The following is a 10,834-nucleotide window of genomic DNA, read 5'->3' on the forward strand; positions in this document are numbered from 1 at the left end:
TAGTCGCGCGAACTATACGACCGAGCTGGCATCTACAAGGAAGTCCCCTACAAGACTAAGGGATGACCAGATTCGACGCATTACATTCCGGTCTTGCGCCGTATTTCTTCCGCTCGCTAGCCAGTTACTTCGCCACAACCGCCGGGTGTCACGGTTAGCTTTACTCAGCAAACCTCAAAGTCCTGGCCATACTCGTTTATCTCAACAGCCGCCTGTCCAGCAGATGTTGAGGCAGGCAGACCCGGACCGCACCCCAGCCCTTCGTGATCAGATTCCACCGCGGGTCCGGAAAGCTCCACCACCCGTGAACACCGTTCAGCCACCGCCTCGTCGTGCGTCGCCACGATCACCGTCTTCCCCGCCTCGTTGAGCTTCCGCAGGAGATCCACAACCCGATCCCGGTTCCTGGCATCGAGCGACCCCGTCGGTTCGTCCGCCAGGATCAGGTCGCACGGTTTCAGCAGCAACCGCGCGACGGCGACTCGTTGTTGTTCTCCGCCGGACAGCGAGTGGACCTTCCGGTGTTCCGCTCGGCGCAACCCGACCTGGGCGAGGGCTTCCTTGATGCGATCCTGCTTTGAGGTCCCCCGCTTGGCATAAGTGAGCGCGACCTCCAGATTGCGCTCGACCGTCTCGCTGTCGATGAGCGCGAAGTTCTGGAACAGATACCCCAACCGGTTGCGTCGCAGCAGGTTCGCGGCCCGGGAACGAGGTCGGGGTGCGCGCTCGCCGAAGAGGCGGACCTCACCGGCGTCGGGCGCTTCCAGCAGGCCCAGCAGGTTCAGGACGGTCGACTTCCCCGCTCCGCTCGCGCCGGTCAGCGCGGTGAACTCGCCCGGCTCGACGGTGAGGGCGTAGTCGTCCAGGACCTGCTGGCGGCCGTACTGCTTCCGGATTCCCCGGAGTTCGCACGAGAATTCCATGGGTCACAGCTCCTTCAAGCGGTTGACCGTGTTCCGGCGTTCCACGACGCGTGCGGTCGCGACCACGAACGCCGCCTCGAGCACGAGAGACAGCACTGAGACAGCAACCAGTCGCTCCAGCGGGCTGGCCGCGGTATCGGACGGGGACAGGGTGTTCATCGCCAGCACCGCCAGTCCGATGCCGGCGAGCACGGTTTGGCCCAGCCAGGTGCCGCCGAGAGCGAACAGCAGTTCCCGGTAGGAGCGGGTGAATCCGATGCCGTGGAGTCTCCGCACGGTCAGCCTGCGGCGCAGCCGGTCGGAGCCGATGATCACGATCACCGCGGTCAAGGCGACCAGGACGAACAGCGCCGCGCCCGCGAACGCGGCGATCTGGGTGAGGCCGCCGCGCACCTGGTCGATTTGCGTGGCCATGGCCTCGTGCACGGTGACCAGGTGCCGCAGGTTGTCGTCGAGCTTGAGTTCCTTCAGCTTCGGGCCGAGTGCGGCCAGCGTGGCCGCCGGATCAGCGCCGACGCGGACCTTCAGGCCGGTGTCCAAGCCGCCGGTGATCGCGTTGAGCCGGTCGACGGTGAGGCTGTTCGCCGGGGTCATGATCTCGACGATCGGGTCCGTGATCAGGTTGCCGCGCCCGGGATTGACCTGCGGGTCGTAGCTGAACACGCCCTGCCCGGAGGCGGTCCAGACGATCCGGACGCGCTGTGCCGTGAACCGCGGCCGGTCTCCGGTGATGCGTTGCTCCGCCTGTGTCGCACCGGTGATTCCGGGGCCGCCGGTGCGCGTTTCCTGCAGGAGCTGCCTGATCTGCGCTTCCCGCGGCTTGAATTGCTCCGGGACGGCGACAACCCACGCCGGATCGTTGGCGGCGACCGTGATCGGCTTGCGGGAGGCGTCCAGAATCGGGTACTGCTCGAGGTAATGCGTGTTCACCCGGATCGGCGGCACCGGCCACCGCGACGTCGGGTCCGGCGGTGTGCCCGGTTCGTAGTTGGCGGCGTCGACGAAGAGCGCGCCTGCCTGGTCGAGCACCGGGTAGAGGTCGCGTGCTTCCGCGACCGACGAGGCGTTGCCGCCGGTTTCCAGTTCCTGCTGGTCGTTTCCGGTCAGGCGCGGGTAGAAAACCGCGTATCCCTGGACTTTCTCCCACGGTGCCAGCAATTCCTGTTGTTTCGCCAGTTCGGAGAACTGCTGCCAGACGACTACGGCCAGCACCGCGAGAATCGCTCCGGAAACGGCCTTCACGACAGCCGGTGCGGCGATCGCCAAGCCGAACGGCGAACGGTGATGCGTCCTGTGCTTCACTGCAGGCTTCCTTTGACGAGATCCGAAATACGCACCCGGTTGACGACGATCAGCCCGATGCCCACCGTCGCCGCGAATCCGGCCGCTGTCACCGGCACGACCGCGTACAGGAACGACGAGTCCACCCCGGGAACGGCGAGGACGACTGCGGCGCACGCGCCCAGCCCTGCGAGAACCGTGGCGATCTGCGTTCTTCCCACGACCTCGTACCAGATGCGCGGCGTCGGATGCCCGATCAGGCGCAGCACGCCGATCCGCTTTCCTTCGCGCAGCAAGCGAAACGCGATGACCACTGTGGACATGCCGACGAGAACGCAGGCGAGGATGCTGAGCCCTGGTCCGGGCTCCGTCGACTGTCCGCCGAGGTCTGACGGGGTCAGCTCCGCGGCGGTCAGCCCGGTGACGCCCGCGTCGACCAGCCGCTCGCGGACGAGGGCGAGAAAGCGGCCCGCGGCTGGCCCCGCGTCCACCACATAGCGGCCGGAGCTGGGCAAGGCGTCGAACGCCCGACGCAGCGGAGCGAAGGTGAGGTCGTATCGGTCGGCGAAAACCGCTGGCACGCCTACGTTCCCCGCCTTGCCAGCATCCTCCGACGAGACCTCCGCCGCAGCACCGCGCGACTCCGCCGGGCTCAGCCACCGTCCCCGCGTGAGCTTGAACTCGTCGAACAGAGCCGTCCGGTCACCGCCCAGCAAGACGTAATGCGTGATGCGCTTCCGGTCCCCTTGGGTATTCACGGTGGTACGCACAACCGTGGCGCCGGTCGCCTGCGCCGCTTCCGCGAGAATGCGCAGCGTCGTCTCCGGATCGGCCGCCTGCGGGCGCTCTGGCCAGGCGAAAGGCACTCCGACCCGATCCGCCGCGATCTCGCTGTTCGCCTCCTGCGCGAGAACGACGTCCAGCAGAACGACCACCGGAACGGCCAGAACGATTCCCGCGAAAAGGAGAGAGAGGATCAGTCGCACGGATAGCTCGCTCTCGTCGCTGACGCGCGCTTTCTGTGGTGGAGACGCGGCGCCGGGACGCCGTTGGCCCGGCACCGCATCGTGGTGATCATGCCCGGAACGTCAGGCCATGATCACGCGTTGGGGTTGTAATACGTGTAGCAGGTGTAGGCCCAGCCGGCCTTGGCGTAGGCGTTGGACCAGGAACCGGCGGAGGCGTACCGCTTGTCGTTGGCGTTGGCGATCGCCGCCGTCGAGCTGTGGTAGTTGCGCGGGTGGTTGTAATTCGAGTAGCAGCCCTTCAAGAGGCCGTCGCGGCCGGAACCGTGGCACCAGGTGCCGCCGCCCGCGCTGCCGCAGCCCGCCGGGACAACCTCCCGGGACGGTGAAGCGTTCGCGGCCGAAACGATCCCCGCGGACATGACGACCGCGAGCGAAGCGACCGAGGCCACCCTGGCGATCTTCAGAGAAGCAGACGCCATTGTCATGATTTCCCCATTCTTTTCCTGATTTCCCCTGAACAGGCTGTTCCGCGACCTGAGCGAAAAACATTCAGGTTTGCGCCCGGCGCGGTAATGCCGGGCGAGAACAGCCGCGTCGTCCCCCTGCATCGAGGGGACGTGTGCGCCGGATCATTCCGACGGGCGGGCCCGGGCAGGCGAACTGTCGCCGGGAACCCCGCTGACCTGCGGTGATGGCTACTTCGGCATAGACGTGCCGTGTCTCATGCACGGCGCGAAGAAAAGCGGTGAAAACACCTGTGATCCCCCTAGCGCTCGACTCCCCAATCTGACGCTGGAACAAAACACTACCGAACGTACCCGCAATCGGCCAATCGTCTCTCCGTGATGTCACTGAGATGGCGTAGCCGGTGCCAGAGCGTCGCACCCGTTACTGCCGCCCGGACCAACCAGCGCCGCCGAATGCCGCCGTGCCCATTCACCCGGGCATTTCCCGGATAGCCCACCCTCGTTTTCGCAATATCCCGGCGCGCGGACTGGTAGAATCGCGGAATAATCGCGGACAGGAAGGACCCGCGCGGTGCCACGCGCTGCTGAGCCGGAAACGCCCGTCGAGCGCCCGGGCGCCTACCGGAGCCGCTTCACCGGCGCGCTGGAATCGCTGCTGGCGGAAAAACGCTTCCCGAAGATCACGATCGGCGACCTCGTCGGCCGGGCGCACACCTCCCGGCGCGGCTTCTACGAGCATTTCGATTCCAAGGAAGCCTGCCTGCTCGCCTTGCTCCAGGGAGCGGCCGAAACCGGATCCGCGCGGGTAGCCGCCGCGATCGACCGCACCGCGCCCTGGCAAACCCAAATCCGCCAGCTCGTCACGGCCTGGATCGGCGTTGTCGACGCCCGGCCCGCCGTCATGCTGAGCTACATCCGCGACGTGCCGCTGGCAGACGCGCCGATCACCGCCGACCTGAACCACGACGCCTACGTCACCATCGCCCGCGCCATCTCGGCCGGCGACGAATTCCGGGAATCCGGCGGTGTGCCGCTGTCGCGAGTCCGCGCACTGATTCTGTTCGGAGGACTGGAAAAACTGGCCGAGGACGCGTTGCAGCACGGCGGTACGGTGAGCGCACACATTGAGGAAGCGGTGCAGACTGCGCTTCTTCTCGCAGCTTCGTAATAGCTCAGTTCGCCTGACCTGATACCGCATCCACCAACGTCCGATACACCTGCTGGCACCGCCGAATCCGCGCCGGACCCGGGGCACCCGCGATCTCCTGTCCCAGCGCCGTAAGCGATCCCAGCAAAGCGACCGCGAGCTCCTCGACACCGCCGCCAGAACTGCCCGCCTCGCGCAGCAACGCGACAGTCGGCTCCCGCCACCATTGTTCGTCCAGGTTTCGCCACCTTTCCTGGCCCAGCACGGACGGGCCGTCGACCAGGAGGATGCGTCCCACAGCCGGGTCGGCGCAGCGGCGGAGGAAGATCGAGCCGGACGCCTTCAACCGGTCGGACGGGGCTCCCGTGCCGCCGGGCCGGGACCGCAGCACCCGGTGCAGATCGGCGTGCACCTGCTCTACCACGGCGCAGAACAGCTCCTGCTTGTTCTCCCAGTGGTGGTAGACCGCGCCCGTGGTGATCCCGGCCGCGGCGGCGATCTGGGCCAGCGAAGTACCCGCGTACCCCTGCTCGGCGAAGAGCCGCCGCGCGGCCTCGACCAGGTCGTGGCGGGTGGTTCGGGAGCGTTCCTCGTTCGTTCGCCGCATCCACTTACCTAATCATGTTATGTTTCTGTACGTGGACACGGTACGGGCTCAGGAGATCATCGACGGCAGTCCGTTCGGGCCGTGGTGGGGGTTCACCGTGCGGGCAGTCGATCCGGGTGTCGCGACCCTCTCGCTGCCGGCCCGGCCGGAGTTCTTCCGCCCGGGCAACGTTTTGCAGGGCGGCTGCGCCATGACGCTCGCCGACGTCACCTGCTGGATCGCGATCCTCTCCGTCATCGGACCCGACGAACCGGCCGTCACGGTGAACATGACCACCGCGTTCCTCGGCGCCGCGCGGTCCGACCTGACCTGCGAATCGTCCTTGACCCGGACGGGACGCCGGACGATCTACGGCACCGCGACGGTCACCGACGACGCCGGACGGCAGGTCTCCCACCACACCCTGACCTACCTGCGCCCAGGCCAAGAGGTCCGATAAGCCGTCAGCTCGGCGCGCGACGCAGCACGACCCACCGCTCCCCAGGCCGGTCGACGGCGGCGGGATACCAGCGCGGGCCGATCGCCGCGGTCAACTCGTCGGTCCGGTCGATCAGCGAGCTGACGGCGGGTTCGCCGACGACGATCACGGCCGACCAGTCGACGTGGGCCAGGAGGTGGTCCTCAGCGACCCCGAACCGCGTCTCCAGGAGCACGACCACGTCGTGGCCGGTGTCCGGGCTCGACTGGATCCCCGTCGTATCCGGCACCTCGGCATCGGTTTCCGGAAGAGACTCCGCGGCGTCCTCCCGTTCTTCCGACCACACATGGTCCTCGAGCCGGTCGATGCGGCGGCACAGGTCGAACGCCTGCTCGTCGGACATGCGCAGGCACACGCTGCGGCCGTCGGCCAGCGTGAACGTCAGCTCCGCTTCCGGGACTCCGGCGCTGCCCGGTTCGGCTTCGACGGTCCCCGCGACGTCGCCGAACAACACCAGTTCGGCCGGGCTCTCCTGTCCTTGGCTCAGCGAAGGCAGGTTCGCGGCCATCTCGACCACGGAGTACGCCGCGGTCCAGAACGCTTCCTTGTCGCGGAAGTCCTTGCGGCTCTGGCTCAACGTCCGCCCGATCCCGGCCGGTTCGACGTAGGCCTCCACCCGGCCGGTGCCGAGACCGCCGTCCCAGGTCGCGGTGACCGTGACAGTGTTGGCCAAGCGTTTGCGGTACGCCTCGACCCGGTCGTGCCGGGCGAGTTCCCAGCCGTCGATCTGCTCGGGCCAGTCGTCGTTCACCGATGGGTCCTTTCGACGCGCGCTGCGGATACGGTCTTCCGACGCGTCGCGCGCGTTCCTAGTTCCGCGTTCTGGGCGCGAGCAAGCAGGGTGACGACAGCCGCGGCCGCGATCACCGCCGCGGTGACGAACGCGGTCAGCGGCCAGCCGATCCGCTCGGCCGCCGTCGCGCCGAAGGCGGTCCCAAGGCTTCCACCAGCGAAATAGACGACCATGTACGCACTGTTGAACCGCGCCGGTGCGCTTGGCTCGATCGCCAGCACGGTGCTCTGGTTCGCGACTTGGGCGGCGAAAAGACCCGCGTCAAACAGCGCAAGGCAGACCAACGTCGAAACAGTGCTCGGCAACGCCAGGGCAAGTACCGCGCTCGCAACGCCAGCGAGGATCAGTCCACAAAGGATGACCCGGCGCGCACCCACGCGATCGGTCCACGCGCCCGCGATTCGGGTAGCGAAAATTCCCAAGATGCCAGCGAAAGCGTACAAGCCGATGCGTTCGGCGGAATACGAAAAGGGCGGCTTCGACAGCGCGACCGCGATACCGGACCACACCGCGCAGAACGCGAAGAACCACAGCGTGCCCCGGATCGCCGCGAGCCGTAGCGCCGGGTATCGCAGGTATAGCCCGGGAATCGAGCGCAAAGTGGCGAGGTAGCCACGATTGTTCGTCCCGGACACCGACGGAAGCACGAGCAGCACCGCCACCGCGACAATCGCGCAGCCGACGGCGAAAACGCCGAGCATCGCGCGCCAGCCGATCAGGTCGGCCAGCCAGCCGCCGACGATGCGTCCGGCAAGGATCCCTGCTGAGATACCAGCCGTGACGATCCCCAGCGCGGTAGCGCGCCGGTCCGGGCTCGCCAGCCGGGCAGTCACCGAACTCAACCCGGCGCCGACCGACGAACACGCGCCGAGTACGCCGAGCACCAGCCCGAGCATCCACACCTGGCCGACGATCGCGTTCAGCCCCAGCGCGGCGGCGAGCGCGCCGAACTGCGCGGACAGGACGTAGCGCGGCGGGAACTGGTCGACGAGCGGCACCAGCAACGCGAGTCCGCACAAGTAACCGACCGGCCCGCAGGCGAGCGCGACGCCGACCGCACCCAGCGACGTGCTGAGTCCGCTGGCGACCTCGGCGATCGCGGGCTGCAACGGGTAAATGGCCGCGGTGCCCAGTGCGGCAGCGAGCGAGATGAATCCGACGACCGATCCGTGAAGGCGCGGAGTGATATCTGAATGCACTGGCCGAGCGTAGGAAGGGCTGGGCGGGTAACGCTGGCGAGAAACCGCCATCACCCGTAGCTTCGCGAAGGGCCCGACAGCGGCGCCGCGTTTGTGGGATGATCGAGTTCCATGACGACGCCACAGCCTGCGCCCGCCGTACGCTTCGAGCCGCTGGGCCTGGGCGAGTCATGACCGGCGAGCGCGCCACGCGGCAGATCGACGTCAGCCTTCTGCCCGAGGATCTCGTGGCCCTCATCGACGCACTCAGACCCGGCGAAAACCTGGTCCTCACCAGGGACGGCGACCCGGTCGCGACGATCTCCGGCGCTGGCGTCCGGCCCGAACCGCCGCGGACCGACTACGACGACGTCACGGTGGTCGCCACCGCGATGAAGCTGTCCGCCTCGGCCCGGATGTCGCTGTCCGCCGAGCTCGGCTCGGACTACCTCGTGCTGGACCTGCACTCGGCACCGGCCACCGCCGACGTCCTGCTCGTGCCGCCGGTCAGCCCGCAGCTGATCGGAGGTCTCCGGGCGCAGTTCCCGAAGGCCCGGGTCGTCCTCGCCGAGGTCGAGGACGCGGAGCTGGGCGTCAGCTACCACGGACCGGTCCGGCGGCTGCTCGACGCCGGCGCGGAAACGTACTTGACCTCGGCGAACGTCCCGCATCTGGCGCGGCAGCTCGACCACGCCGTCACCGTGGGGCGGCAGCAGCTCACCGGCGGGAGCGCCGCGCCGTTGGAGATCGGTCCGGTGGAGCAGGGCGGTTAAGGTCCGACCTTGACGCACAGTTCGGTGCCGCCGTGCAGGGGCAGCGAGACCGACACGAAGCCGTTGGCCGGATCGCGGATGTAGTCCAGGAAATCGGGTTCGGCATTGTCGTTCATGACGTAGCCGCCGATCCGGATTCGCGGCGCGACGAACTCGATGACCTCGCGGGCGAGCGACGGTTCAGCGCCCAGCCACCCGTCGATCAGGGCGAAATCGACCTCGCCGCCGAGCTCGCGCAACGTGACCCGAGCGTCGCCCTCGCGGATTTCGGCGTAGTCGGCCAGCCCGGCCTCGGCGAGATTGCGCCGCGCGGCAGCGATTTTGGCCGGGACCAGCTCCGCGCCGATCACCGTGCCTCCCCCGTTGTCGCGCACCGCGGCCGCGGCGTAGAGCGTCGACATGCCTACTGAGGTGGCGAATTCGACGGTCCGGGTGGCGCGGATTCCCCGGCACAACAGATAGATCAGATCGCCTTGTTCCGGAGAGATCGAGAAGCCGTATTCGCCGTATTCGTGCGGGTCACGTTCGAGGCCGGATCGCGGGTCGTCCGCCGGATATTGCCGGGCGGCAACGAGCTTGGCGATGACAGCGTTGACGAGCGGATCGCGAAGCGGGCTGTGGGTCATGCGGAAACTCCCGTCAACCAGGTGTGGCCTTCTTCGAGGATCTCTTGTTCGCGCTTGCTGAAGCGGGTCGGACAGGTGTCGGGCACCTGATGTCCGCTGTGCTCCAGCAGATAAGCCAACGCGGCGTACTCGCGCGGATGCCGTCGCGGGTCGAAGTCGTCGGTCGGTCGAATTCCATCGGGATAGGTGAAACCGCCCATGTCGTAGACGGAATCGCGGCGCGCGATGCGCCAGACGCCGTCGCGACGTTCGACCCGGTCGAGGAATCTATTGTGGACAGTCACGCCAAGCCCCAGCTCGAGGTGGTCGGCGACGAGCATCGCGTTGGTCTCCACGAAGGCGCGATCACCGACGGCCTCGATGACGGGCGCACCGATGAAGTGCTTGCTGCGCAAGGGACCGCCGCTCATCCCGCGCGACCCGTCGACAAAGTCCTTGGCCGGGCCGGAGAACCACAGGATCGTCAGGGTCGCGTCGTCGTGGAACAGGTTCGCCAACGCGTCCCAGTGCTCCCGGTCGCGATGGATCCAACCGGTCATCACATCGGTGATCGCCTGCCGGTCGGCGGCGCGGATTTCTTCCGTCACAAGGAATCTCCCCGGAACTAGGCTCGTCCAGCCAGCATCGCCCGGCGAAGGACCCGCTGCCACCGCCCGCCGGACAGCGGATACCGGTATCCCGCCAAGATCACCAGCGGGCCGTTTTCCGGTATTCTGGGAACCGATGCCGAACCGCCGCCACCTCTGCTGGTCGGGCGACGATCCCATCCAGGGCCGCTGGTTGCTGGCCCATGGAGAAGGGGTCGCCGCGCATCAGCACGCGCGAGGACAGCTGCTGTACGCCACGAGCGGGCTGCTGGCCACGACCACCGAGCGGGGCACCTGGGTCGCACCGGCGGACCGCATTTCCTGGACGCCGCCCCGCTTCGAGCACGGCCACCGCGCCTACGGCGAGACCGAGCTCAGCATCCTCGAGGTGCCCGCCGAGCTGTGTCCCGCGCTCCCCTCCACGCCGACAGTGTTCGCCGTGTCCGCGCTGCTGCGGGCCGCCGTCTTGAAACTGACCGGCGGCGCGACCCTGCCGCCCGACGTCGGCGACCGGCTGCTCCGGGTGCTGGTCGACGAGCTGACCGAACTCCCCGAGCAGTCGATGTACCTGCCCGAACCAGCCGACGACCGGCTCCGCGCGGTCACCGACCTCCTGCGCGGGAACCCGGCCGAGTCCGCCACCCTCGGCGAACTCGGCCGGACCGTGGGGGCCAGCGAGCGGACGCTGAGCCGGTTGTTCCGCGGCGAACTGGGGATGAGCTTCTCGCAGTGGCGGTCGCAACTGCGCATCCAGCACGCGTTGGTGCATCTCGGACAGGGCCGTTCGGTCACCGACACGGCGCTGCGCTGCGGATGGGCCAACCCGACCAGCTTCATCGAGACCTTCGCCGCGATCCTCGGCCAGACTCCCGGGAGTTATCAGGCCGCGCAGCAACGGAATGCCTGATTTGTCGCCATGTGACCGTGCCTTGAAGTCCGTGAGGGGAACCCTGAGGGAATCAGAGTCCCTCAGGGTTCCCCTCACGGACCACTGCCGGGCTTCCGC

Annotated in this window: 13 protein-coding genes; 4 read left to right on the plus strand and 9 right to left on the minus strand. The window is 67.7% G+C overall.

The features are described from left to right. Positions 1-164: 164 nt before the first annotated feature. The 4 genes from ABZX37_RS44480 to ABZX37_RS44495 form a co-directional block, all read right to left on the minus strand. Positions 165-923 (minus strand): ABC transporter ATP-binding protein, encoded by a 759-nt coding sequence (locus ABZX37_RS44480; protein WP_354750309.1) that lies wholly within the window; start codon positions 921-923, stop codon positions 165-167. Between the two features lie 3 nt (positions 924-926). Next, positions 927-2,225, minus strand: a complete 1,299-nt coding sequence (locus tag ABZX37_RS44485; RefSeq protein ID WP_354750311.1) for a hypothetical protein — start codon at positions 2,223-2,225, stop codon at positions 927-929. Beyond that, positions 2,222-3,190 carry a hypothetical protein gene (locus ABZX37_RS44490; RefSeq protein ID WP_354750313.1) on the minus strand — a complete coding sequence of 323 codons (969 nt, stop codon included), beginning with the start codon at positions 3,188-3,190 and terminating at the stop codon, positions 2,222-2,224. The genes ABZX37_RS44485 and ABZX37_RS44490 overlap by 4 nt, the downstream gene beginning before the upstream one ends. 113 nt (positions 3,191-3,303) lie before the next feature. Next, on the minus strand, positions 3,304-3,651 hold the full coding sequence (locus ABZX37_RS44495; protein WP_354750315.1) for a lactococcin 972 family bacteriocin: 348 nt from the start codon (positions 3,649-3,651) through the stop codon (positions 3,304-3,306). Between the two features lie 559 nt (positions 3,652-4,210). On the opposite strand from ABZX37_RS44495, the gene ABZX37_RS44500 reads away from it, so the two are divergent. Continuing rightward, the gene (locus tag ABZX37_RS44500; protein ID WP_354750317.1) at positions 4,211-4,807 is read left to right on the plus strand and encodes a TetR/AcrR family transcriptional regulator; all 597 of its coding nucleotides are present in this window, start codon (positions 4,211-4,213) and stop codon (positions 4,805-4,807) included. Between the two features lie 4 nt (positions 4,808-4,811). Here ABZX37_RS44500 and ABZX37_RS44505 read toward each other — a convergent pair whose 3' ends face one another. Beyond that, positions 4,812-5,393, minus strand: a complete 582-nt coding sequence (locus ABZX37_RS44505) for a TetR/AcrR family transcriptional regulator (protein ID WP_354750319.1) — start codon at positions 5,391-5,393, stop codon at positions 4,812-4,814. A 31-nt stretch (positions 5,394-5,424) separates the two neighbouring features. Here ABZX37_RS44505 and ABZX37_RS44510 point away from each other — a divergent pair, with 31 nt between their 5' ends. Continuing rightward, positions 5,425-5,832 carry a PaaI family thioesterase gene (locus tag ABZX37_RS44510; RefSeq protein ID WP_354750321.1) on the plus strand — a complete coding sequence of 136 codons (408 nt, stop codon included), beginning with the start codon at positions 5,425-5,427 and terminating at the stop codon, positions 5,830-5,832. A gap of 4 nt (positions 5,833-5,836) precedes the next feature. Here ABZX37_RS44510 and ABZX37_RS44515 read toward each other — a convergent pair whose 3' ends face one another. Together ABZX37_RS44515 and ABZX37_RS44520 are read right to left on the minus strand one after the other, a co-directional pair. Next, a complete protein-coding gene (locus tag ABZX37_RS44515; protein ID WP_354750323.1) occupies positions 5,837-6,622 on the minus strand; it encodes a hypothetical protein in 786 nt (261 codons plus the stop codon). Continuing rightward, a complete protein-coding gene (locus ABZX37_RS44520; RefSeq protein WP_354750325.1) occupies positions 6,619-7,863 on the minus strand; it encodes an MFS transporter in 1,245 nt (414 codons plus the stop codon). Before ABZX37_RS44520 ends, ABZX37_RS44515 begins: the two co-directional genes overlap by 4 nt. A gap of 170 nt (positions 7,864-8,033) precedes the next feature. Between ABZX37_RS44520 and ABZX37_RS44525 the strand changes: the two genes are divergently transcribed. Then, a complete protein-coding gene (locus ABZX37_RS44525; protein ID WP_354750327.1) occupies positions 8,034-8,615 on the plus strand; it encodes a hypothetical protein in 582 nt (193 codons plus the stop codon). Here ABZX37_RS44525 and ABZX37_RS44530 read toward each other — a convergent pair. Together ABZX37_RS44530 and ABZX37_RS44535 are read right to left on the minus strand one after the other, a co-directional pair. Then, complete coding sequence (locus tag ABZX37_RS44530) at positions 8,612-9,241, minus strand: class I SAM-dependent methyltransferase (RefSeq protein ID WP_354750329.1); 630 nt, start codon at positions 9,239-9,241, stop codon at positions 8,612-8,614. The genes ABZX37_RS44525 and ABZX37_RS44530 overlap by 4 nt on opposite strands. Continuing rightward, positions 9,238-9,828, minus strand: coding sequence for a nuclear transport factor 2 family protein (locus ABZX37_RS44535; protein ID WP_354750331.1), 591 nt, complete (start codon positions 9,826-9,828; stop codon positions 9,238-9,240). The genes ABZX37_RS44530 and ABZX37_RS44535 overlap by 4 nt, the downstream gene beginning before the upstream one ends. Positions 9,829-9,964: 136 nt before the next feature. Here ABZX37_RS44535 and ABZX37_RS44540 point away from each other — a divergent pair, with 136 nt between their 5' ends. Next, a complete protein-coding gene (locus ABZX37_RS44540; protein ID WP_354750333.1) occupies positions 9,965-10,735 on the plus strand; it encodes a helix-turn-helix transcriptional regulator in 771 nt (256 codons plus the stop codon). The last annotated feature ends 99 nt before the right edge of the window (positions 10,736-10,834 follow it).

The sequence above is a fragment of the Amycolatopsis sp. NPDC004079 genome, from assembly GCF_040610415.1.
GTDB classification, from domain to species: Bacteria; Actinomycetota; Actinomycetes; order Mycobacteriales; family Pseudonocardiaceae; genus Amycolatopsis; species Amycolatopsis halotolerans.

Excerpts from the sequence above, each read along its gene's own strand:
- ABZX37_RS44480 (WP_354750309.1), bottom strand. The coding sequence starts at position 923 with ATGGAATTCTCGTGCGAACTCCGGGGAATCCGGAAGCAGTACGGCCGC.
- ABZX37_RS44495 (WP_354750315.1), bottom strand. The coding sequence starts at position 3,651 with ATGGCGTCTGCTTCTCTGAAGATCGCCAGGGTGGCCTCGGTCGCTTCG.
- ABZX37_RS44505 (WP_354750319.1), bottom strand. The coding sequence starts at position 5,393 with ATGCGGCGAACGAACGAGGAACGCTCCCGAACCACCCGCCACGACCTG.
- ABZX37_RS44525 (WP_354750327.1), top strand. The coding sequence starts at position 8,034 with ATGACCGGCGAGCGCGCCACGCGGCAGATCGACGTCAGCCTTCTGCCC.
- ABZX37_RS44530 (WP_354750329.1), bottom strand. The coding sequence starts at position 9,241 with ATGACCCACAGCCCGCTTCGCGATCCGCTCGTCAACGCTGTCATCGCC.
- ABZX37_RS44540 (WP_354750333.1), top strand. The coding sequence starts at position 9,965 with ATGCCGAACCGCCGCCACCTCTGCTGGTCGGGCGACGATCCCATCCAG.